19 protein-coding genes and 1 tRNA gene are annotated in these 22,573 nt (G+C 50.8%); 15 read left to right on the forward strand and 5 right to left on the reverse strand.

The window, feature by feature from the left end; all coding sequences use genetic code 11:
- Positions 1-80 precede the first annotated feature (80 nt).
- The 9 genes from L4D79_RS29450 to luxS all read left to right on the forward strand — a co-directional run bounded on the left by L4D79_RS29450 (position 81) and on the right by luxS (position 10,572).
- Positions 81-157: transfer RNA gene (locus L4D79_RS29450), tRNA-Arg, on the forward strand.
- A gap of 605 nt (positions 158-762) precedes the next feature.
- Positions 763-1,014 carry an oxaloacetate decarboxylase subunit gamma gene (locus tag L4D79_RS29455; protein WP_428657299.1) on the forward strand — a complete coding sequence of 84 codons (252 nt, stop codon included), beginning with the start codon at positions 763-765 and terminating at the stop codon, positions 1,012-1,014.
- 68 nt (positions 1,015-1,082) lie between these two features.
- Entirely contained in the window at positions 1,083-2,867 is a 1,785-nt protein-coding gene (gene oadA / locus L4D79_RS29460) for a sodium-extruding oxaloacetate decarboxylase subunit alpha (protein WP_428657301.1), read from the forward strand.
- 9 nt (positions 2,868-2,876) lie between these two features.
- Positions 2,877-4,007, forward strand: a complete 1,131-nt coding sequence (locus L4D79_RS29465) for a sodium ion-translocating decarboxylase subunit beta (RefSeq protein ID WP_428657303.1) — start codon at positions 2,877-2,879, stop codon at positions 4,005-4,007.
- 126 nt (positions 4,008-4,133) lie between these two features.
- Positions 4,134-4,565: a YqaA family protein gene (locus L4D79_RS29470; RefSeq protein ID WP_428657305.1), complete on the forward strand. Its 432-nt coding sequence runs from the start codon at positions 4,134-4,136 to the stop codon at positions 4,563-4,565.
- Between the two features lie 12 nt (positions 4,566-4,577).
- A complete protein-coding gene (locus L4D79_RS29475; protein WP_428657307.1) occupies positions 4,578-7,442 on the forward strand; it encodes a M16 family metallopeptidase in 2,865 nt (954 codons plus the stop codon).
- Positions 7,443-7,613: 171 nt separating this feature from the next.
- Positions 7,614-9,179 carry a glutamate--cysteine ligase gene (gene gshA / locus L4D79_RS29480; RefSeq protein WP_428657309.1) on the forward strand — a complete coding sequence of 522 codons (1,566 nt, stop codon included), beginning with the start codon at positions 7,614-7,616 and terminating at the stop codon, positions 9,177-9,179.
- A gap of 106 nt (positions 9,180-9,285) precedes the next feature.
- Complete coding sequence (locus tag L4D79_RS29485; RefSeq protein ID WP_428657311.1) at positions 9,286-9,927, forward strand: transglycosylase SLT domain-containing protein; 642 nt, start codon at positions 9,286-9,288, stop codon at positions 9,925-9,927.
- Between the two features lie 126 nt (positions 9,928-10,053).
- Positions 10,054-10,572 (forward strand): S-ribosylhomocysteine lyase, encoded by a 519-nt coding sequence (gene luxS, locus L4D79_RS29490; RefSeq protein WP_428657313.1) that lies wholly within the window; start codon positions 10,054-10,056, stop codon positions 10,570-10,572.
- 83 nt (positions 10,573-10,655) lie between these two features.
- Here luxS and L4D79_RS29495 read toward each other — a convergent pair whose 3' ends face one another.
- A complete protein-coding gene (locus L4D79_RS29495; protein WP_428657315.1) occupies positions 10,656-11,933 on the reverse strand; it encodes an HlyC/CorC family transporter in 1,278 nt (425 codons plus the stop codon).
- A 79-nt stretch (positions 11,934-12,012) separates the two neighbouring features.
- Positions 12,013-12,810 carry a cytochrome C assembly family protein gene (locus L4D79_RS29500; protein WP_428657317.1) on the reverse strand — a complete coding sequence of 266 codons (798 nt, stop codon included), beginning with the start codon at positions 12,808-12,810 and terminating at the stop codon, positions 12,013-12,015.
- 210 nt (positions 12,811-13,020) lie between these two features.
- Between L4D79_RS29500 and ffh the strand changes: the two genes are divergently transcribed.
- From ffh to rplS, 5 genes are all read left to right on the forward strand, one after another.
- Positions 13,021-14,397, forward strand: a complete 1,377-nt coding sequence (gene ffh / locus L4D79_RS29505; RefSeq protein WP_428657319.1) for a signal recognition particle protein — start codon at positions 13,021-13,023, stop codon at positions 14,395-14,397.
- A 184-nt stretch (positions 14,398-14,581) separates the two neighbouring features.
- The gene (gene rpsP / locus L4D79_RS29510) at positions 14,582-14,830 is read left to right on the forward strand and encodes a 30S ribosomal protein S16 (RefSeq protein ID WP_075763068.1); all 249 of its coding nucleotides are present in this window, start codon (positions 14,582-14,584) and stop codon (positions 14,828-14,830) included.
- Positions 14,830-15,384 (forward strand): ribosome maturation factor RimM, encoded by a 555-nt coding sequence (gene rimM / locus L4D79_RS29515; RefSeq protein ID WP_428657350.1) that lies wholly within the window; start codon positions 14,830-14,832, stop codon positions 15,382-15,384. The genes rpsP and rimM overlap by 1 nt, the downstream gene beginning before the upstream one ends.
- A gap of 21 nt (positions 15,385-15,405) precedes the next feature.
- Positions 15,406-16,152, forward strand: coding sequence for a tRNA (guanosine(37)-N1)-methyltransferase TrmD (trmD, locus tag L4D79_RS29520; RefSeq protein ID WP_428657321.1), 747 nt, complete (start codon positions 15,406-15,408; stop codon positions 16,150-16,152).
- A 36-nt stretch (positions 16,153-16,188) separates the two neighbouring features.
- The gene (rplS, locus tag L4D79_RS29525; protein ID WP_107351786.1) at positions 16,189-16,542 is read left to right on the forward strand and encodes a 50S ribosomal protein L19; all 354 of its coding nucleotides are present in this window, start codon (positions 16,189-16,191) and stop codon (positions 16,540-16,542) included.
- Positions 16,543-16,992: 450 nt separating this feature from the next.
- On the opposite strand, the gene L4D79_RS29530 is transcribed toward rplS, so the two are convergent.
- From L4D79_RS29530 to L4D79_RS29540, 3 genes are all read right to left on the reverse strand, one after another.
- A complete protein-coding gene (locus tag L4D79_RS29530; RefSeq protein WP_428657324.1) occupies positions 16,993-18,477 on the reverse strand; it encodes a carbon starvation CstA family protein in 1,485 nt (494 codons plus the stop codon).
- A gap of 386 nt (positions 18,478-18,863) precedes the next feature.
- Positions 18,864-19,577 carry a two-component system response regulator BtsR gene (gene btsR / locus L4D79_RS29535; protein ID WP_428657326.1) on the reverse strand — a complete coding sequence of 238 codons (714 nt, stop codon included), beginning with the start codon at positions 19,575-19,577 and terminating at the stop codon, positions 18,864-18,866.
- A complete protein-coding gene (locus L4D79_RS29540) occupies positions 19,574-21,274 on the reverse strand; it encodes a LytS/YhcK type 5TM receptor domain-containing protein (protein ID WP_428657352.1) in 1,701 nt (566 codons plus the stop codon). Before L4D79_RS29540 ends, btsR begins: the two co-directional genes overlap by 4 nt.
- 217 nt (positions 21,275-21,491) lie before the next feature.
- On the opposite strand from L4D79_RS29540, the gene L4D79_RS29545 reads away from it, so the two are divergent.
- Positions 21,492-22,565: a 3-deoxy-7-phosphoheptulonate synthase gene (locus tag L4D79_RS29545; protein ID WP_428657328.1), complete on the forward strand. Its 1,074-nt coding sequence runs from the start codon at positions 21,492-21,494 to the stop codon at positions 22,563-22,565.
- The last annotated feature ends 8 nt before the right edge of the window (positions 22,566-22,573 follow it).

Raw genomic sequence — 22,573 nt, forward strand, 5'->3', positions numbered from 1 at the left:
GGTCGGAGGTTCGAATCCTCCCGGACGCGCCATTATTTCAACGTATTGCCGACAGGTGATGCGATAAAAACAGATTTTGCGCGCTCGTAGCTCAGCTGGATAGAGTACCTGGCTACGAACCAGGCGGTCGGAGGTTCGAATCCTCCCGAGCGCGCCATTATTTAAAAGCTCAGCTTAGGCTGGGCTTTTTTTCTATCTGTACTTTCTGCCATACCGACAACCCCCCGATCACCTTCATCTTATACCAGCCTACATAAACATTTGATCAAGGACCTTATCCAGATTGGTATTAAACCTCCCAATCTGATTGATTTCGCCCCTTCAGCTTTTGATGAAAAATGAGTTCATCCATCGTGGTTGATCTAAAACCGTCTTAAAAGAACCGGAGAGCAAGAAGATTCCGTCATTTGGTATTGAGCACATAATCCAGCAAGCCACTAATACAGTTTATAAAACAAGGACTTTGTATATTTAAAGAATCACGCCTTACGTTTACGTAAGCGTAATTGGGGGAGTTGATGGGCGCTGGTAACTAGAATTAAAAGAGTCGGTGTAAAGTGACAACATCGTTAGGGCGTGAAGTGACAAAAAACGTGTTTTTTAGCTGATTTTTTACGGAGATTTTGTAATTTTACGATCAAACCCTCATAAAAAGGCGAAATAACCACCATTGATTGGCTTATTGTTAATCGGTTTGACATAAATTTACTTAACGTGGTATTTGTTAACCCGCCTATTACAAAATGAATGAAAGGAAGCATTATGGCAGATTTAGGTCCTTTGCTGTGGGAAGCAGCGACGATTATGGTTACTGGTATGGTCGTGGTTTTTTTGTTTCTCAGTACTTTGATCTATTTAGTGCAGCTGTTAGCCAAAATTGCGCCTAAAGAGACACCGAATGTGCCGGCATCGAGCCAGCCATCACCAGTTGCCGTTAATCACAATGGAATCCAGCCTGAGGTTGTCGCTGCTATTTCAGCGGCGGTACACCGCTACCGTGACCAGAAGGCATAAGCGACAGTATTGTTGTTGCAATGAGATTGTGATTTTTAGGAAGTATTTTTTACAAGGAGTTTGTGAGCATGTCCAAGCCATTAGCGATCACTGACGTTGTGTTACGTGATGCCCACCAGTCGTTATTTGCTACCCGTCTTCGCATTGAAGATATGTTGCCTATTGCCGAGAAGCTCGATGATGTCGGCTACTGGTCGTTGGAGACCTGGGGCGGTGCAACGTTTGATGCCTGTATCCGCTATCTGGGCGAAGATCCATGGGAGCGCCTGCGTTTGCTCAAGCAAGCGATGCCGAAAACCCCGATGCAGATGCTGCTTCGCGGCCAGAACTTACTGGGCTACCGCCATTATGCCGACGATGTGGTCGAGAAGTTTGTTGAGCGTGCACACGCCAACGGGATGGATGTATTCCGTATTTTTGATGCAATGAATGATGTCCGTAATTTTGAGAAAGCGGTCAAGGCCACTGTTGATGTCGGCGCGCATGCACAGGGCACCATCTCCTATACCACCAGCCCGGTCCATAACCTGGATACTTGGACCGATCTGGCAAAACGCTTGGAAGATCTAGGTTGCCATTCCATTTGTATCAAAGACATGTCTGGCCTGCTCAAGCCGTATGAGGCGGAAGAGCTGGTCAAGCGTATCAAAGCCTCCTGTGATGTTCCTCTGGCCCTACACTGCCATGCGACCACAGGGCTATCAACGGCCACAGCGGTTAAGGCGGTAGAAGCCGGGCTCGATATCCTCGATACCGCGATCTCTTCGATGAGTCAGACTTACGGTCATACGCCAACCGAAACTGTGATTGCAATGCTAGAAGGAACCGAGCGCGACACTAATTTGAACTTGCAACAACTGGAGCCGATTTCCAGCTACTTCCGTCAGGTACGTAAGAAGTACGCGAAGTTCGAGGGTAGCCTCAAAGGAGTGGATGCCCGAATCTTGCTGGCCCAGGTACCAGGCGGCATGCTGACCAACATGGAAAGCCAGCTCAAAGAGCAAGGCGCCGCGGATCGTTTTGATGAAGTGCTGGAAGAGATCCCGCGTGTGCGAGAAGATCTGGGCTTTATCCCGCTGGTGACGCCGACATCGCAGATTGTGGGTACCCAAGCGGTATTGAATGTCCTGACGGGTGAGCGCTATAAGAGTATCAGTAAGGAAACTGCCGGTGTTCTCAAAGGAGCATACGGCGCGGCACCAGCGCCGGTCAATGCGGAGCTGCAAGCTCGAGTACTTGAAGGCGGTGAACCCATTACGTGTCGCCCGGCAGATTTGATCGACGCTGAGCTGGGCGCGTTAACGTCGGACTTACTGGCTAAGGCAAAATCTGACAGTATCGAACTGGCACAAGATCAGGTTGATGATGTGCTGACTTATGCCTTGTTCCCTCAGGTTGGTTTGAATTTCCTTAAGAACCGTAATAACCCTGAGGCATTTGAACCTGCACCGGGTAGTGAGCCGGAAGTTGCGGCTGAACAACCCGTTCCTGTAACTAGCACGGCAGCAACCGTAGAAGCATACAGCGTGAAAGTAAACGGTCAGATCTATAACGTTGAAGTCGGACCAAGCGGTGAGCTTTCCTCGGTTGAACCTGCTGCTAATGCTCCTGCACCGGTAGCTGCGGCTCCGGCAAGTAATGCTGAGGCGCTACCAGCCCCCCTTGCCGGCAACATCTTCAAGATCAATGTCCAGCCTGGGCAGCAAGTTTCTGAAGGGGATGTGCTGGTGATCCTTGAAGCGATGAAGATGGAAACCGAAGTTCGTGCCGCCCGCAGCGGTACCGTGCAAGATCTCCATGTCAAAGAAGGTGATTCAGTGGCAGTCGGTTCGCCGATCCTGAGTCTGGCATAAGAGGGAACCATGGACGGATTATTAACTCTCTGGAACGAGACCGGTATTGCCAATTTTGAACTCGGCCAGCTGTTTATGATGCTGATCGGTGCCGGCCTGTTGTTTTTGGCAATCCGCAAGGGGTTCGAGCCCTTGTTGTTGCTGCCAATGGGCTTTGGTGCGATTTTGGCCAATATTCCTAACGCAGGCTTCACTGAGCCAGGTGGCCTGCTGTATTACATCTACTATATCGGTATCGAAACGGGTGTATTCCCACTGCTGATCTTCATGGGCGTCGGGGCAATGACCGATTTCGGGGCGCTGATTGCCAATCCGAAAACCTTGTTGCTCGGTGCGGCAGCCCAGTTCGGTATTTTCTTCACCTTGTTCGGTGCTATTTTACTTAATTCCGTACCGGGGATGGAGTTTACCCTTGCTGATGCTTCTTCGATTGCCATTATCGGTGGTGCGGATGGCCCAACGGCGATCTTCCTTGCCAGCCAGCTATCCCCTGACTTGCTCGGTGCGATAGCGGTCGCTGCCTACAGCTACATGGCGCTGGTGCCGATCATTCAGCCGCCGATCATGAAAGCACTAACGACGCCGGAAGAACGCCAGATCAAGATGCAGCAGCTGCGTGACGTGAGCAAGACTGAAAAAATCCTGTTCCCGCTGGCCGTTCTGCTGATGACCATCCTATTCTTGCCGGCAGCGACGCCGTTGGTTGGGATGTTCTGCCTGGGTAACTTGATGCGCGAATCTGGGGTCGTTGACCGCTTGTCGAATACGGTACAGAACGAGCTGATCAATATCGTGACTATTATGCTCGGTCTTGGTGTGGGCTCTAAATTGGCGGCAGATCAGTTCCTGCGCTTCGAAACCCTCGGGATCTTGGTGTTGGGTGCGGTCGCCTTCAGTGTCGGTACCGGTGGTGGTGTGCTGATGGCCAAGATGCTCAACCGCTTTAGCAAGGAAGACATCAACCCGCTGATCGGTGCTGCTGGGGTATCTGCGGTCCCGATGGCTGCCCGTGTGGTGAACAAAGTCGGCCTCGAAGCAAACCCACAGAACTTCTTGCTGATGCATGCAATGGGGCCAAACGTCGCCGGCGTACTTGGCTCGGCGGTCGCCGCTGGTATCTTGCTGGCATTGGTTGGCTAGCTTAGCCGCGCGGCATAGCACCAAAACGTAGCAACATTTTGTAACGGGTAGCCTTTGGGTTGCCCGTTTTTTTTTGCGGCAAATGGTATAAGGTACAGCAAACATATCAATCAACTAGAACGATAAATGCTAGAGTTATTTAATGGCGAATCAGCCTTATGGGTGTTATTCACCACCGGTTTTTTGAGTGCTACCTTGCTTCCTGGCGGCTCGGAGGCCAATCTGATTGCCACGATAAAGCTGGGGGATAATGCGATTTGGCTGGTGGTCGCTGTGGCGACAATCGGCAATACCTTGGGCGGCATGACCAATTATTGGCTGGGAAGGTGGCTGCCAGATAAAACTTCTAAAGAAAAACACGGTCATAAAGCATTACTATGGCTAAAAAAATACGGCTACTGGTCGTTATTCTTCAGCTGGTTACCGGTAATTGGTGATCCGCTGTGTTTGGCCGCAGGCTGGTTGCGGATGCGCCATTGGCTCAGCTTTTTTATCATCATGGTTGGAAAAGCGGCGCGCTATACCGTACTGGCTTTGCTGGTCCAAGGTTTATTATAAGGAAGGCATTGAGTGCATAAGTGGATAGTGGGGATTGCGCTGATCTCACTGGCAGGCTGTAGCCAACTACAGTCTCAACAGGCCGGGGCACCCGAGTTACCGTCAGGGGTAACATTCGTCGAACAAGTCAAAGCTGGGGCGTCTTCTGACACACCAGTGATCCCGTATTCTAAATACCAACTTGCCAATGGGCTGACCGTGGTACTACACGAGGATACATCGGATCCTCTGGTACATGTTGATATGACTTACCACGTTGGCTCGGCTCGTGAGGAACTGGGTAAGTCGGGATTTGCCCATTTCTTCGAACACATGATGTTCCAGGGCTCGGAGCATGTTGGTGATCAAGAGCACTTCAAGTTGATCACCGAAGCGGGAGGAACATTAAACGGGACGACCAACCGTGATCGGACTAACTACTTCCAAACCATTCCTGCCAATCAGCTTGAGAAAATTCTGTGGTTGGAGGCTGATCGCATGGGCTTCCTGCTTGGTGCGGTGTCGCAGCGTAAATTTGAGATCCAGCGCTCGACGGTGAAAAACGAACGAGCCCAACGTTATGAAAACCGTCCATATGGCTTGGTCTACGAGCGCATGGGCGAGGCCCTGTTCCCGCGTACCCATCCTTATTCATGGCAGACCATTGGCTATATCGAAGATCTTGACCGGGTCGACGTGAACGACCTCAAAGCCTTCTTCCTGCGCTGGTACGGCCCGAATAATGCCACCCTGACCATAGGTGGTGATATTGATATTGAACAGACACTCGAGTGGGTCAATAAATACTATGGCTCTATCCCGCGTGGACCTGAGGTGGAAAAACCGGCCAAGCAGCCAGTTACGTTGGAGAACGATCTCTACCTGACGCTGGAAGACAAGATCCAGCAACCGATGTTGCTGATGGCGTGGCCGACCTCTTATAACGGTGCGGATGACGAAGCCTCGCTCGATATGCTGGCTAGGGTCATCGGTGGTGGCAAAAATAGCCTGATGTACCAGAACTTGGTAAAAACCGGCAAGGTTGTGGATGCCGGTGCTTTTCATGACTGTGCCGAGTTGGCGTGTACCATGTATGTCTATGCTATCGGCCAAAGTGGCAAAGCGGGCGACTTGAAGAAGCTGCGCGCAGAAGTGACCGCGATCCTCGATGGCCTTGAAGAGCGTGGTGTGTCGACCAAGGAGCTTGAAGAGCTCAAGGGCATGGTTGAAGCCAACGCTATCTTCGGTTTGCAAAGTGTCAGTGGCAAAGTGTCACAGCTTGCTGCTTATGAAACGTTCTTCGATAATCCGGGTTACCTCAAAACCGAGCTGGGTAACTTGCGCACCGTCACAACGGCGAGTATGGAGCAGGCATACATGCGCTACCTCAATGGTCATCCGAATGTGACACTGAGTGTGGTGCCTAGAGGGCGCACCAGTATCGAGGCGGCAAAACCCAACTTTACCCCGCCGCCGCGTATTATTCCTGAATACACCAAGGTGTCTGAACAAAAGCTGCAGCAGCAGATGCGCGTGCCGGTCGATGACTTTGACCGCTCGGTGATGCCACAGCCGTCCTCGCCGGTTGAAGCCGTTATGCCGGAGCTCTACCAGTTCGAATTGGCCAACGGCATCAAGGTGCTGGGCACAGAGTACCGTGAAACACCGACAGTTGAGCTTCAGATGGTGGTACCGGCAGGACGCCGTTTTGAGCCGGAAGGAAAGGCAGGTTTAGCCAAGCTGACGGCCAGCATGATGGCCGAGGCATCGCAGAAGTCGACGGTGGAAGAGTTATCTTCCCGTTTGGACCGCTTGGGCAGCACGGTAAGCTTCTCGGCAGGCAAGTATGGTACGGTGGTTTCCGTGACATCTCTGACCAAGTATCTGCCAGAAACCCTCGATATCATGCAAGAACGTTTGTTCCAGCCAGCGTTTGATTCAGCCGACTTTGACCGGGTGAAGCAACAGGCCCTTGAAGGGATCATCTATGAACACCAGCGTCCAGCATGGCTTGCCGGGCAGGCAACCCGTGAAGTATTGTTCGGTGGTACTTCATTTAGCTTACCGCCGGAAGGGACCAAAGCCTCGCTTGAGTCTCTTACCCTTGAAGATGTCAAAGCCTTCTACCGCCGTTACTACACCCCGAACGGGGCTGATATCGTGGTGGTTGGAGACATCGACAAGGCACAGCTAAATACGTCGCTTGGTTTCTTGGCTGATTGGCAGGGTATGCCTGAGCCGACATATGTGACGCCAGACTTGCCGACCCTACCTAAGCAAACCGTGTGGCTGGTGGACAAGCCGGGCGCGCCGCAGACGGTGATCCGCTTGGCACGCCAAGGCCTGCCGTTCGATGCGACGGGTGAGCTGTATGAAACTCAGCTGGCTAACTTTAACCTAGCCGGTAACTTCAATAGCCGGATTAACCTGAACCTACGCGAAGACAAAGGCTATACCTACGGTGCTGGTGGTTATCAGAGCGGTGGTAAGGAAGTCGGTTTATCGGTTTATTACGCACAGGTAAGGGCGGATGCGACATTGCCTTCAGTGAAGGAATTCCTGGCTGAACTTGAAAAAATGTCGAGCGAAGGGGTGACGGATGAAGAGCTGAACTTTATGCGGCTGGCGGTGGGACAGAAAGATGCTCTGAACTATGAAACGCCAAGCAAGAAGGCGCAGTTGCTGGGGCAGATCTTGACGTACTCGTTGCCTGATGATTTCGTCGATACCCGTAATGAAATTGTGGCGTCAATTACCAAGGCGCGAATCGATGAATTGGCGGAGAAGTGGTTTGATCCGGCAGAGTACCAGATCATCGTGGTCGGTGATGCTGCCAGCTTGAAGCCGCAGCTCGAGACCCTCGGCCTACCGGTCAGGGCGCTATCGCCAAATATGTAACGGATTAAAGCCGGCCTTGTGCCGGCTTTCTTATCCGAATTATTTTTGCAATGTTCCGCTAGTCGTGATTGTTACTCATAGGTAAAAGAGTTTCGATATAATAATCATGGTAATCAGTATCAATTATGATTAATCTACCGGACTGAGTTATGAAGATTGAGAATCACAGTAATGGATTTTTCACAAAGGCTGCAAAAAGTTGCGGCTAATCCTGATGCCCTGACCCAACTAGGGCGAGGTCTTGAGCGTGAAGCCCTGCGTATTACTCCGAACGGAAAGCTTTCCGGCGAGCCCCATCCGGCTGAACTGGGATCAGCGTTGACCAACAAATGGGTAACGACAGATTTTGCCGAGCCATTGCTGGAATTTATTACGCCGGTTTCTCAGGATGTGGATCACCTGCTGTCACAGCTAAGTGATATCCACCAGTTTACCTATAGCAAACTGGGGGATGAAAAACTCTGGCCGATGTCGATGCCTTGTGTGGTCGGTGATCAAGATGAGATCACCCTGGCCCAGTACGGAAGCTCAAACAGCGGTAAGATGAAAACCTTATACCGCGAGGGCCTCAAGCGCCGTTATGGCAGCATCATGCAGGTTATTTCCGGGGTACACTTTAACTTTTCTTTCCCGGATAGCTTTTGGGACTCGCTGTTTGGCGAGCAATCAGAGCAAGTTCGGCAGGATGCGGTTTCCGATGCTTACTTCGGCTTGATCCGTAACTACTATCGCTTTGGCTGGTTGATCCCTTACCTGTTCGGTGCATCACCAGCACTGTGCGGATCTTTCCTTGAGAATACCGAGTCGAAGCTGGATTTTGAAAAGATCGGCTGCGGCACTTACTTTTTGCCAAACGCGACGGCGCTGCGCCTGAGCGATCTGGGGTATACCAACCATGAGCAAAGCTCACTGAAAATTGGCTTCAATGGGTTGGATCAATACTTAGATGGACTGAAAAAGGCGATCCGCACCCCATCGACTGAGTTTGCCAAGCTAGGGGTGAAAGTCGACGGTGAATACCGCCAGTTGAATGACAATGTGCTGCAGATCGAAAATGAACTGTATGCGCCAATCCGACCTAAGCGTGTCGCTCAAAATAGCGAGAAGCCATCTGAAGCTTTGAGCCGTGGCGGGGTGGAATATATTGAAGTCCGCTCATTGGATGTAAACCCATTCAGCCCTATCGGTATTACTGCCGATCAGGTGCGCTTCTTGGATATGTTCCTGACCTGGGCAGTACTGTCGCCATCGGCATCGATGGATGATGCAGAGTTGGAGTGCTGGCGTGATAACTGGAACCGTGTGGTTCTCGATGGCCGCAACCCGGAGCTGATGCTGAAGATCGGCTGTAATGGTGAGCGTCTATCGCTTCAGGATTGGGGGACCCGTGTTTTTGCCGAGTTGGCCGATGTTGCCAAGGCCATGGATGCAGCCGCTGGCTCTGATGCTTACCAAGAGACATTGGCCCGCCTGCAGACGTGGATTGAACAGCCCGAGCTGACCCTGTCGGCACAGTTGCTTGACGCAGTTCGTGAAAATAACGGGATTGGTTCAGTGGGCCAGAACTTGGCTGCCAGCCATGCGGCTAGTTTGAATGAACGTCAGTACCAGTTCTATTCATCGGATATGTTCGAGCAGGAAGCGGCGGAATCGGTGGAACGGCAAAAACAGATCGAAAACAGCGATGAGCTGTCTTTTGATGTCTTTCTTGATGCGTATTTTGCTGATATAAAATAAAAAAAGAGGGCAGCGACCTTGCTGCCCGATAATTAATTTCGCAGGGATGATAGCCACGCTTAGCTGGCTATCATAGATTTTGACCACAAGGATGGCGTGAAGTTCCATGTCTGCCCACTCCCAATTTAAGATTTATAGATCTACGTATTGTCGTTTTCTGCTCCTCCTCGGTGCCGCTGCGATCCTTTCCGGTTGTGCGACGCCTCCTCCCCAAGATCAAAACAACTTATGCAATATCTTCCGTGAGCACCCGAAATGGTATGAAGCCGCGTTGGATATGGAAGAAGAGTGGGGCACACCGATGCAGGTTGCCATGGCATTCGTCAAGCAGGAAAGTAGCTTCCGTCATGATGCTAGACCGCCGAAAAATTATGTGCTGGGTTTTATTCCATGGGGACGGGTCAGCAGTGCCTACGGGTATGCGCAAGCGCAGGATCCGGCTTGGTCTGATTACCAGAAGGCGACGCGAAATGGTGGCTCCCGTACCAATTTTGCGGACTCGCTGATGTTTATTGGTTGGTATACCCATGAAACCCAGCGCCAGCTTGGGATCTCGAAATGGGACGCCTATAACCAGTATCTTGCTTACCATGATGGTCGGGGCGGCTACCGTCGCGGGACCTACAAGTCCAAGCCGACGCTGTTGAGGGTTTCCCGAAGGGTGGAACAACAAGCCAAAGACTATGGCTGGCAGCTCAAGCAGTGCCGCCAGGAGCTGGAAGATAACCGCAGCTGGTGGCCGTTCTAGCGAGAGACTATCAGGTGATTGCAAAACCCACTTGCTGGGTTGCCGCGGTGTGATATAACTTTTAATACGATTCTGAGTAGCGGGCTGTTGGTTATGCCCGATGCTAGGCCAAGGAGTAAGGAAGCAATGCCTCTATTAGATAGTTTTACCGTAGACCACACCCGTATGCATGCCCCGGCGGTACGGGTAGCTAAGACCATGCAGACCCCGAAGGGCGATACGATTACTGTTTTCGATCTGCGTTTCTGCCGTCCTAACGCCGACATCCTAAGCGAGCGCGGGATCCATACGCTGGAGCACCTGTATGCCGGCTTCATGCGCGATCACCTCAATTCAGATCAGGTCGAAATTATCGATATTTCGCCAATGGGGTGCCGGACCGGTTTCTACATGAGCCTGATTGGCACGCCGGCCGAGCAACGGGTTGCTGATAGCTGGACGGCAGCGATGGAAGATGTGCTGAAGGTTGAGTCGCAGGACAAGATCCCCGAGTTGAACGAATACCAGTGCGGTACCTACAGTATGCACTCGCTAGAGGAAGCACAGGCGATTGCTCGCCATATCCTTGAGCAGGGCATTGCGGTGAACAAAAATGATGAGTTGGCTCTGCCGGAGTCTATGCTGCAGGATCTGAGCGTAAAATAAGTCAGACAAGCAGCCCTTATCGAATAAAAAAGCCGGTGAAAATACCGGCTTTGTTGTATCTGTCACTTAGGCTGATAGTAGGATCAGCCCGTTTTCTTTAGCTGGTTGGGTAGCACCCTGACTTGTTTGATCATATTGCCAGAGACTTCGATGATCTCCATCTGGTAGCCGGAAACTTCTATGCTGAGTTGGCTATCAGGGATATCTTCTAGGTGCTCCAGAATCAAGCCATTGAGGGTACGCGGGCCATCGGTCGGTAGCACCCAGTTGAGGCTCTTGTTGAGATCTCGGATATTGGCACTGCCTTCGATCATCAGGCTGCCGTCAGGCTGCGGGGTGATTTCCTCAGCAAGAGTCGGGCTGATTGAGGTAGTAAACTCACCGACAATTTCTTCCAGAATATCTTCTAAGGTGATCAAGCCTTGGATATCACCGTACTCATCGACGATCAGGCCGATACGCTCTTTGTTGCGCTGGAATTTAAGCAGCTGGATATTGAGCGGTGTGCCCTCCGGGATGAAGTAGACTTCATCTGCTGCCCGCAGCAGGTTTTCCTTGCTGAAGTCATTCTTGTCCATCATCAGGCGGTAGGCTTCGCGCACCCGCAGCATCCCGACCACTTCATCGATGTTGTCTCGGAACAGCACAATGCGGCCATGGGCGGAGTGGCTGAGCTGGCGGACAATCGATTTCCAGTCATCATTGACATTGATGGCGGCAATTTCACTGCGCGGCACCATCAAATCTTCCACGGTGACATTTTCCAAATCGAGGATTGACAGTAGCATGTCCTGGTGACGGCGAGGGATCAGGCCGCCGGCTTCGTTTACCACGGTTCGTAGCTCTTCTGAGCTCAATTTGCCATCGTTGGCGTTGTCGACGCGCAAGCCGAGCAGGATCAGAAAGCCATTGGTTATGCCATTGACAAACCAGACTAGCGGGTAAAGCAGTTTCATCAGCAGCTGCAATACGACGCTGCTGGCGTAAGAGACGCGTTCAGGGTATAGGGCTGCAAGGGTTTTCGGCGTCACCTCAGCAAACACCAGAACGACTAAGGTCAGGGCACCGGTGGCAATGGCTACTCCCATATCGCCATAGAGACGCATACCGAGGATGGTGGCGATGGCGGAAGCAAGAATATTGACCAGGTTGTTGCCGATCAGGATCAGGCCAATCAGCCTGTCTGGACGCGACAGGAGTTTTTCGACCCGCTTGGCCCCGCGGTGTCCCTGGTTGGCCAGATGCCGCAGCTTGTAGCGGTTGAGGGCCATCATTCCGGTTTCAGAGCCGGAAAAATATCCGGAAATAACAAGAAGTAATATCAGGAGGGAGAATAAAAGCCCCGTGGATATATCGTCCAAAAACCTATTTCCTTAACGTTTCTGTTACTTGAACTTTGTACCCAGACTTACTGGGTGTCAATGAATGGGGCACGTAATTTTATACCCCAATGATAATTTCTTTGACGAAGCGGCTACCGAAATAGGCCAGTGTTAACAGGAATGCGCCGATTAGGCTAAACCAGACCACACGGCGTCCACGCCATCCTTTCTGGTAATGTCCCCATAACAAGACGGAATAGACACACCATGCCAGCAGGGAAAAGATGGCTTTGTGGGTCTTGCCTTGTGCCAGCATATCTTGAATAAAGATAAACCCGGTCACCAAAGTCACGGTCAATAGCGAGTTACCGACCAAAATGATCTTGAAAAGTTGACGTTCGACCATCATTAAAGGAGGGATGTTCGGATTGATCATCAGGCTCTTCTTATTTTTCAGCTTGTGATCCAACCAAGCCAGCTGTATCGCATATAAGGTTGCAATCATCAGGGTCGAGTAGGAGAACAAGGCCAGAGAGATATGCAGGAGCACTTCTGGATGGGTTTCCAGGTGGGTAATAAAGGCACCCGGTAGGAAAGTGGCGGCCGTGAGGTTAATAGCGGCAAAACTGTAGATCACTGGTAGCAGGAACCAGACCCGCATCTTTAACATTGCGCCAGTGGTAATCGCTGCGATCAGTAAGCTGATCAACGATGCCACGTTTAAAATACTGAGATTTTGTCCCTGTCCACCCAGAATGAGATCTTTGAGCAGCAGGATATGAAGGGCAATAGCGGCCACGGCGAAAACAAAGACCGGTTTGGTCTTGATGCCATTGCTGTTGGTGAGTCCCGGTACAACCAGCCCAAGGGCAAGAAAGTAAAGGCATGCCGCCATTACGGCAATCAACATATCCATAGTAAACTTAACTATTTAAGATGGTAAGAGTTCGCAATTATACCTTGCTAACCGTTTGCCCGCCATGATAAAGCGAGATCAATAGCCTACCGAGGCGGTTTTATCAGGGGATATCACAGTGAAAGTGTCCGTCAGGGCATGAAAGCAGGGTATGGATTGCGTTATACTAGCAAGATCATATCGATTAGATGCGTAACGAGCGAGTAGCACATGTTCGAAAATTTAACGGAGCGTTTATCGCGAACGCTTAAGAATGTCAGTGGCCGTGGCCGTCTGACGGACGACAACATCAAGGATACGCTGCGTGAAGTACGTATGGCGTTACTCGAAGCTGATGTTGCGCTTCCTGTTGTCCGTGACTTCGTCAAGCGTGTAAAAGAGCGCGCGGTTGGTACTGAAGTATCAAAAAGCCTGACGCCGGGTCAGGAGTTCATCAAGATCGTTCAGGCTGAGCTTGAAGCGGTGATGGGTGAAGGTAACGAAGATCTGAACCTAGCGAGCCAGCCGCCAGCGGTTATTCTGATGGCCGGTCTGCAAGGTGCAGGTAAAACGACCAGTGTTGGTAAGCTGAGTAAGCTACTAAAAGAGCGCCAGAAGAAAAAAGTACTGGTCGTGTCTGCCGATGTTTATCGCCCGGCGGCGATCAAGCAGCTAGAAACCCTGGCTGATGATTTGGGGGTGGATTTCTTCCCATCGACGGCCGACCAGAAGCCGGTTGATATCGTTACGGCAGCACATGCCGAAGCGAAGCTCAAATTTTATGATGTCCTGATTGTCGATACCGCAGGTCGCCTGCACGTTGACAGCGAAATGATGGACGAGATCAAGGATGTCCACAAGGCCATCAATCCAGTGGAAACCCTGTTCGTGGTCGATGCCATGACAGGTCAGGATGCGGCCAATACCGCCAAAGCCTTCGACGAAGCCCTGCCACTGACCGGTGTGATCCTAACCAAGGTCGACGGTGATGCCCGCGGCGGTGCTGCACTGTCTGTGCGCCACATTACCGGTAAGCCAATTAAATTCCTGGGTATTGGTGAGAAAACCGATGCCTTAGAACCGTTCCACCCTGACCGTGTTGCTTCACGTATCTTGGGTATGGGTGACGTACTGTCGCTTATCGAAGATCTTGAGCGTAATGTCGACAAGGAAAAAGCCGAAAAGCTAGCCAAGAAATTCAAGGAAAAGAAAGGCTTTGACCTTGAAGACTTCCGCGGCCAGCTTGAGCAGATGAAAGGCATGGGCGGCATGATGGGGATGATGGACAAACTTCCGGGTATGTCCCAGCTACCAGACAATGTCAAAGATCAGGTTGATGACAAGATGTTCAACCAGATGGAAGCTATCATTAACTCGATGACCGCTAAAGAGCGTCAACGTCCAGAGCTGATTAAAGGTTCCCGCAAGAAACGTATTGCGATGGGTTCCGGTACTCAGGTCCAGGATGTTAACCGCCTGCTCAAGCAATTCACCCAGATGCAGAAGATGATGAAGAAAATGCAGAAGGGTGGCATGAAGAACATGATGCGCAATATGAAAGGCATGATGCCACCGGGTGGCGGCATGGGCGGAATGTTCGGCCGTTAATCGGCATTAATTCCCACAATTACATTGGGCTTGGGGATGTCAACATTCTTTTACTGGTGAAAATTTAGCTAAAGCGGTTGCATTCGTCAGTTTAAAGAGTAAAATTCCCGAGCTTAATTTGGCACGGGCCCCGTTATATCCATGGCGGGGCCGATTTCATTTACAGTAATGCAAAGAGGACGATATGGTAACCATTCGTTTGGCACGTCACGGCGCTAAGAAGCGTCCATTTTATCAAATCGTTGTTGCTGACTCTCGTTGCGCACGCGACGGTCGTAACATCGAAAAAATTGGCTTCTTCAACCCGCTAGCTAAGGGTCAGGAAGAGCGTCTACGTCTAGATCTTGACCGTGTAAACCACTGGGTTGGTCTAGGCGCTACTGTGTCTGACCGCGCAGCTAAGCTAATCAAAGACGCTGCTAAAGCGGCTTAATTAGCATGACAGGTAATAGAGAAGCGATGAGTACACAAGACCGCATTGTTGTTGGAAAACTTGGTTCCACTTATGGCATCAAGGGTTGGCTCAAAGTTTTTTCTTACACCGAAGAAGCTGAAAGCATTTTTTCCTATCAACCTTGGTTTATCAAAGTTAAGGGTGATTGGAAGGAGATCCGCGTTGAATCGTGGAAACGCCATGGTCAGGGGTTAGTCGCTAAGCTAGAAGGTTTGGATGTCCGAGAGGATGCACAAATGTTCACTAATGCTGAAGTCTACGTATTGGCCGAGCAGCTACCAGCACTGTCAGATGACGAGTTCTACTGGCGTGAGTTGTATGGAATGACAGTTGTGACTACCGAAGGTTACGATCTAGGTAAAGTAACTGACATCCTGGAAACAGGTTCCAACGACGTTTTGGTAGTGAAAGCCAACCTGAAAGATGCTTTTGGCCAGAAGGAACGTTTAATTCCGTTCCTCGATGAGCAGGTCATCAAGTCGATTGATCGCACTGCTCAGCGGATCGAAGTTGACTGGGATCCTGGATTTTAATCCCTGGTAATAGGTGAACAAATGAAGGTAGGCATAATCAGCCTGTTTCCTGACATGTTTAATGCCATTACCAATTTTGGGGTAACAGGCCAGGCGGTAAAAAAAGGCCTTTTGTCAGTGGAAACGTGGAATCCTCGTGATTTTACCCACGACAAACACCGGACGGTTGATGACCGCCCATATGGTGGCGGACCGGGTATGTTGATGATGGTGCAGCCTTTGCGCGATGCCATTCATACTGCCAAGCAGTCCGTAGATGGCCAGGCTAAAGTCATTTACCTGTCACCTCAGGGCCGTAAGCTTGATCAAGCTGGTGTTGAGGAGCTGGCACAGAATGAGAACTTGATTCTTATCTGTGGCCGCTATGAAGGGGTAGATGAGCGCATTATCCAACAAGAGGTAGACGAAGAATGGTCTATCGGGGATTTTGTGCTGACGGGTGGTGAACTACCAGCCATGACCTTAGTTGATGCAGTCGTCCGGTTTGTGCCGGGTGTACTGGGTGACTTTGCGTCGGCGGAAGAAGATTCTTTCGCAAATGGTTTGCTAGATTGCCCTCATTATACGCGTCCCGAAATGTTGGACGGGCAGGAAGTTCCTAAGGTCTTACTGTCTGGAAATCACAAGGACATTAGCCGCTGGCGATTAAAGCAATCGCTAGGCCGTACTTGGTTGAGAAGACCAGAGCTCCTGGAAAACCTAGCTCTGACTGACGATCAGGAATTCTTGCTGGCGGATTTTATCCGTGAACACAAAGCAAGCATTTAATTAATTTAGTATCAGTTTATTCTAGGGTATTTACCAATGAGTAACATCATTAAGCAGCTCGAAGACGAGCAACTAAAACAAGACCTACCAACTTTCGCACCAGGTGACACTGTTGTTGTACAAGTTAAGGTAAAAGAAGGTAACCGCGAGCGTCTACAGGCTTTCGAAGGCGTTGTAATCGCTAAGCGTAACCGTGGTCTACACTCTGCATTCACCGTTCGTAAGATCTCTAACGGTGAAGGCGTTGAGCGTGCGTTCCAGACTCACTCTCCAATCGTTGACAGCATTACTGTTAAACGTCGTGGTGCAGTACGTCGTGCCAAATTGTACTACCTACGTGAGCGTTCAGGTAAATCTGCACGTATCCGCGAGAAGCTTACTTCTAAGTAATTCGCGACGCGTAAGACGTTTAATGAAAAAGCCCACCGCAAGGTGGGCTTTTTTTATGGGCGTAAGTCAGGCAAGGGGCGATAGGCTAGTGGCCAGTGGAAGAGCATGGCTATCGGCGTTTGGCGAGAGGCTAGTGGTAGAGAGTGTGGCGGTTAGCTATCGGTATGGTGCTAGGGCTGAGAGCCCTGAGTTTGGCTATTGGAATGGGGATAATGGCGAAGAGTGTGCTGTTTGGCTATTTATACTGGTTCTAGGAATAGTGGGATCTTGGTTATTAGAAGAACATAAGCACTTTCACAGGCTAACGACTAACTCTCCTTGGTCATACTTCATACTGGATGGAAAACTCTGTCGCTCATCGCTCATCGCTCATCGCTCATCGCTCATCGCCAGATATAAAAAAACCAGCCTTGCGGCTGGTTTTTTGTGTTTTCAGGGGGAGGTGAAAACTTACGCGCTTTCGGTACTGCCTTCAACGTTCTCTTCGTCAGCAAGGTCGGTTTCGCCTTTGCCTTTCGAACGCTTGATAACATAGCCTGCGATTGATAGTGAACCCACGATACCTACAATAGTCGATACCGTCATTGGTAGGCCGAAACCGAGCTGGCTGTTGTTCAGGATGAAGGTAATACATACCGTGGTCATGAAGATAGCCGGTACAGTCGTTACCCAGTGCAGCTTGTTGTGGCGCAGTAGGTAAGCCGATGCGGTCCACAGCATCATTACCGCGGTGCTCTGGTTGGCAAAGCCGAAGTAGCGCCAGATGATACCGAAGTCTACCTGAGTAAGGATGCCACCTAGTACGAATAGCGGCAGGGCCATCAATAGGCGGTTACGCAGCGATTTCTGCTCCATGTTGAAGTATTCAGCCAAGATCAGGCGGCTTGAGCGGAACGCGGTGTCACCTGAGGTAATCGGTAGGATAACCACACCAAGGAAAGCAACAATACCGCCGAACACACCCAGCAGACCGATAGATGAGCTGTATACTACGTTACCTGGACCACCGTTAGCGACGGCTTCTTGTAGTGACTCTACCGAACCAAAGAATGATAGTGCTAGGGCACACCAGATAAGGGCAATTACACCTTCACCGATCATTGCGCCGTAGAAGACGAAACGGCCGTTCTTCTCGTTTTCCATACAACGCGCCATCAGAGGTGACTGGGTGGCGTGGAAACCAGAGATAGCACCACAAGCGATGGTGATAAATAGCGCTGGCCATAGTGGCAGATCATTCGGGTTCATGTTGGTGAACATCTGGCTCATCTCGTAATCGCCAAGCAGGGTGTGCTCGCTGGAGAAGGCGATAGCGGTGATCAGGCCAACAGACATGAAGATAAGCAGCGCACCGAACAGCGGGTAGAAGCGGCCAATGATCTTATCAACCGGAACGATAGTCGCGATGATGTAGTAAGCAAAGATGATAACGACCATCGTTGTCATCGACATACCGATCTGGGTTTGTTCGTTGACTAGATTCGTGATCATGCCGGCTGGTGCCGATACGAATACCACACCCACAAGTAGCAACAGTACGATAGCAAAAATATTCATAAAGTGTTTTGCACCGTTGCCCAAGTAGCGGCCGGTAATTGTCGGTACTGAAGCGCCGCCGTTGCGTACAGACAGCATGCCCGAGAAGTAGTCGTGGACAGCACCGGCAAATATACAACCCAGTACAATCCATAGCATGGCCGCTGGGCCGTATAGGGCGCCCATGATAGGACCGAAAATCGGGCCAACACCGGCAATATTCAGTAGCTGAACAAGATACACTTTCTTGTTCGACATCGGTACATAGTCCACACCGTCTTGCTTGGTATAAGCAGGCGTTTGGCGTTTTTCGTTAATACCGAAGATCTTTTCAATGAATGCACCGTAGATGAAGTAGCCACCTACCAGCGCTGCAACACACATCAGAAACCAGGCCATATCTTGTCTCTCTAATCCTATTGGAGTGGGTTATGTGAGCTTTGCGTTCCGTGCCTCTACACCCTCGGCAACTGCGCAAAACTTATTTTGATGGCTGCCATCCTAAACGTTTGCCTGCAATATTCACCCGTAAAAGGGTTGAGTGGTTGTATGGCAGGGTGAGTGGTCGATAATATCATTAAGCGGTTTTAACGAGTTGGGTGAGCGGTTTTACCGAGGATTAAACGGCGGAAGGCAGAATTTTAATTCCGTGATCATTGTCAGGGTATTGCCATGGTGACCTTGTCATTTCGGGCCTGTTGTACATGGGGAAGTGCTGGCTGAGAGAGGGGATAGCAAGTGATGGAGGACGTATCTTCCATCACGTCTATTGGGCTAAAACGTAGTTAGCTGAGGCCAAAGCGATCCTTGAGCTCTTTGAGGTAGCGGCGGCTGACCGGCACTTGGTGACTGCCGATAGTGGTAATTTCAGCAAGGCCATTTTCCAGTAACTTAATTTCTCGGATCGCTGTCGGGTGGATCAGGTACTGGCGGTGACAGCGGATCAATGGGGTTTTTTCCTCCAACGTTTTCAAGGTTAGCTGGGTGGTCGCCTCGGTATCGTGGCTAACGACGTGAACGCCACTGAGATCGGAATAGGCGGTTTCGATTTCGTCTGGGCGAAGTAGCAGAATTCGGTTGTGTCCGCTACAGGGGATCAGCTCCAGCATGTCACTGACAAGAGGAGAGTAGTCGGTAGGTTGGCATTCCCGTGCCAGCCGCTTGATGGTTTTGGTCAGGCGGCAGGTTTCCACGGGCTTGAGTAGGTAGTCGAAGGCATTGTCCTCAAATGCTTTGAGGGCGTACTCATCATAGGCGGTAACGAAGACCACCTTGGGCATGGTGTCAGGATCGAGCATGCTCAGCATTTCAATGCCGGTGATTTGCGGCATCTGGATATCGAGAAAAATGACATCGGGCTTGAGGGCGTTGATTTTCTTCAGCGCCTCGATGGCGTTGTTGCACTCTCCGATCACGTCGATCGAGCCATCTTCTTCCAGCAGGTCGATCAGCTCTTCCCTGGCATATTTTTCATCATCAATGACAAGGGCCTTAATCATGCCGCATGCTCTCCGTTACGCTGTGTGAGGGTATCAACGGGCAGTTTGATGGTTGCCCGGGTCCATTCGTGGGCCTGAAAGGTCATGGTCAGGCCGTACTGTTTGCCAAACATGTTTTTCAGCCGTTTATCGACAATCTTCATCCCAAGGCCACTTTCCTCACCGATAGGCGCATAGTTACCGGCGTTATCCTCGACTTCGAGGATGACGTGATCTTGTTCGACAAAGCCGTTGATGGTGATTTTACCATTTTCCAGGAGTGATGAGGTGCCGTGTTTTATCGCATTTTCAACCAGCGGTTGCAGGGTAAAGGTCGGTACCGTCATGGTCATCAACTCATCGGCAACATTGACCTCGACACTGAGCCGGTCGGAAAAGCGTGCCAGTTCAATCTCCAGATAAGCGTGTATGTGCTGCAGCTCTTCCTGCAGGGTCACCGTTTCGATATTCTGCTTGAGGTTACGGCGGAAGAACTGCGACAGGTGCTGGATCAGCTGGCGGGCTTTATCCGGATCGCGCCTGACTACCGAATTGATGGTATTGAGGGCATTGAACAAGAAGTGTGGGTTTACCTGGGCTTGCAGCAAGCGCAGCTCGGCTTGAGTCAGCAAGTTTTGTTGCTGGATATAGCGTCCGGTCAAAATCTGATTGGACAGTAGCTTGGCGATCCCTTCTCCTAGCGTGAGGTTAACCGTCGAGAAGAGTTTGCGCTTGGGCTCATAGAGCTTGATGGTGCCCAGTACCTCGTGGTTACCGCCAACTAGCGGGATCACCAGGGCGGAGCCTAGTTTGCACTTGTCATGAAGCGAGCACTGGTAGGGGATATCATAGCCGTCGGCATACACCAGCTCGCAGCCATCAATGGCGCGGCGGGTATAGCCGGAAGAGATCGGTGTGCCTGGCAAATGGTGATCGTCACCGATGCCGATAAACGCGAGGATTTTTTCGCGGTCGGTAATCGCGACCGCGCCGACGCCGGTTTCTTGATAGATGATCTTGGCGATTTTCTTGGTGGTTTCCTCATTGAAACCTTGGCTGAAGATCCCGACTGACCGCTGGGCGATCTTAAGGGCCCGGCTCGAGAAAGCAGCAGAGTATTTCTCGTAAATGGTTTTTCTGTCTTGAATGATGCTCATGAAAAACGCCGCCCCGACCGAGTTGGCAATCACCATAGGCAAGGCGATAGCACTGACTAGGGCGAGGGCTTTTTCGAAGGGTTCGGCAACAGCAAGGATGATCAGCATTTGGACGATTTCGGCCACCAGAGTGATCACAAACACCACTTGTGGGCGGAAGATTTGATCGGCTTGACCCCGGCGCACATAGTAGCTGTGCATCAATCCGCCGATCAGGCCTTCGGCGGTGGTGGAGATCGCACAGGCCAGATCGGTAAAGCCCCCGAGGCTGTAGCGATGAAGGCCACCGGTCAGGCCTACGGCAAAGCCAACGACGGGTCCACCGAGTAAACCGCCCATAACAGCACCGATTGCCCGGGTATTAGCAATGGCATCTTCTATGTGTAATCCGAAGTAAGTGCCTAAAATACAAAAGAGAGAAAACAGGATATAGCAGGTAAAGCGCTGTGATAGCCGGCCTGAAATAGTGGTCAGGGGCATAAATAGCGGGGTTTTGCTAAGCAGGTATGCCAGTACTAGGTATACGCTGAGCTGCTGTAAGAGCGAAAAAATCAGTTCCATTGCCATAGGGAGTGCGAGTGAGCATTGTCATTATGGTAACTGGCTTTGGCCAATAGCGCCAAAAAAGCCGTTAATGTAAATTTAAGTTTACGGTGGATTTTTTTCTTTACAGGGTGTTGCAATCTCCATCGCAGGCCTGCTATTGTCTGTTTAACAACAGGGCAGTCCTGTTTTGTCTATCTCTATTTTGTATTAATTAGTTTACAGGGAAGCCCGCATGCAAAAAGACCAGCTGAATAATGTCCATATCGAAAACGAGTCGGTATTGATCACGCCACAAGAGCTGCGCACTAAATTGCCAGTGAGTGAAAACGCCCTCAACTTCGTTCGCCAGTCTCGCCAGACTATTGCCGATATCACCCATAAGCGTGATCATCGCTTGCTGGTGGTGTGTGGCCCATGTTCTATCCATGATATCGAAGCCGCTAAAGAGTATGCGGTTAAGCTAAAAGCGCTGTCGGAAGAGCTGAGCGATCAACTGTACATTGTGATGCGGGTCTACTTCGAAAAGCCACGTACGACTGTCGGCTGGAAAGGCCTTATTAATGACCCGCATCTTGACGGTACCTTTGAAGTGGAAGAAGGCCTGCATATTGCCCGTCAGCTACTGATTGATTTAGTTGAAATGGGGATCCCACTAGCGACTGAAGCGCTGGATCCTATTAGCCCGCAGTACTTAGGTGACTTGTTCAGCTGGGCGGCTATTGGTGCCCGTACGACTGAATCCCAAACTCACCGTGAGATGGCGAGTGGCCTGTCTATGCCAGTCGGTTTCAAAAACGGTACCGATGGCAGTTTGGGCACCGCCATCAATGCGATGCAGGCTGCGGCTTCGGGTCACCGTTTCATGGGGATCAACCGTGATGGTCAGGTCGCACTGCTTAATACCCAGGGGAACCCTGATGGCCACGTTATTCTGCGTGGTGGCAAGCAAACCAACTATGATTCAGTCTCTGTGACTGAGTGTGAAAACGAGATGAATGCGGCAGGTCTTTCTCCGTCGCTGATGGTAGACTGTAGCCATGCTAATTCCCGCAAGGATTACCGTCGCCAGCCGTTGGTTGCCGAGGATGTGATCCACCAAATCCGTGAGGGCAACAAGTCCATTATCGGTTTGATGCTGGAAAGCCACATTAATGAAGGAAACCAGAGTGCGGATCTTGCGCGTGGAGAAATGGCCTACGGTGTGTCTATCACCGATGCGTGTATCAACTGGGAATCGACAGATACCTTGCTGCGCCATGCGCACCAGGAGCTAACGCCATTCCTTCAGCAGCGTGCTGAAGACTAATTCCGCCA

The sequence above is a fragment of the Photobacterium satsumensis genome (assembly GCF_050336935.1).
In the GTDB taxonomy this organism is placed as follows: domain Bacteria; phylum Pseudomonadota; class Gammaproteobacteria; order Enterobacterales; family Vibrionaceae; genus Photobacterium; species Photobacterium satsumensis.

Coding starts and splice junctions, on each gene's coding strand:
- L4D79_RS29545 (WP_428657328.1), top strand. CDS start 21,492: ATGCAAAAAGACCAGCTGAATAATGTCCATATCGAAAACGAGTCGGTA.
- rplS (WP_107351786.1), top strand. CDS start 16,189: ATGAGTAACATCATTAAGCAGCTCGAAGACGAGCAACTAAAACAAGAC.
- oadA (WP_428657301.1), top strand. CDS start 1,083: ATGTCCAAGCCATTAGCGATCACTGACGTTGTGTTACGTGATGCCCAC.
- L4D79_RS29470 (WP_428657305.1), top strand. CDS start 4,134: ATGCTAGAGTTATTTAATGGCGAATCAGCCTTATGGGTGTTATTCACC.
- L4D79_RS29465 (WP_428657303.1), top strand. CDS start 2,877: ATGGACGGATTATTAACTCTCTGGAACGAGACCGGTATTGCCAATTTT.
- L4D79_RS29530 (WP_428657324.1), bottom strand. CDS start 18,477: ATGGCCTGGTTTCTGATGTGTGTTGCAGCGCTGGTAGGTGGCTACTTC.
- luxS (WP_428657313.1), top strand. CDS start 10,054: ATGCCTCTATTAGATAGTTTTACCGTAGACCACACCCGTATGCATGCC.
- L4D79_RS29455 (WP_428657299.1), top strand. CDS start 763: ATGGCAGATTTAGGTCCTTTGCTGTGGGAAGCAGCGACGATTATGGTT.
- gshA (WP_428657309.1), top strand. CDS start 7,614: ATGGATTTTTCACAAAGGCTGCAAAAAGTTGCGGCTAATCCTGATGCC.
- L4D79_RS29485 (WP_428657311.1), top strand. CDS start 9,286: ATGTCTGCCCACTCCCAATTTAAGATTTATAGATCTACGTATTGTCGT.
- L4D79_RS29500 (WP_428657317.1), bottom strand. CDS start 12,810: ATGGATATGTTGATTGCCGTAATGGCGGCATGCCTTTACTTTCTTGCC.
- trmD (WP_428657321.1), top strand. CDS start 15,406: ATGAAGGTAGGCATAATCAGCCTGTTTCCTGACATGTTTAATGCCATT.
- L4D79_RS29540 (WP_428657352.1), bottom strand. CDS start 21,274: ATGGAACTGATTTTTTCGCTCTTACAGCAGCTCAGCGTATACCTAGTA.
- ffh (WP_428657319.1), top strand. CDS start 13,021: ATGTTCGAAAATTTAACGGAGCGTTTATCGCGAACGCTTAAGAATGTC.
- btsR (WP_428657326.1), bottom strand. CDS start 19,577: ATGATTAAGGCCCTTGTCATTGATGATGAAAAATATGCCAGGGAAGAG.
- rpsP (WP_075763068.1), top strand. CDS start 14,582: ATGGTAACCATTCGTTTGGCACGTCACGGCGCTAAGAAGCGTCCATTT.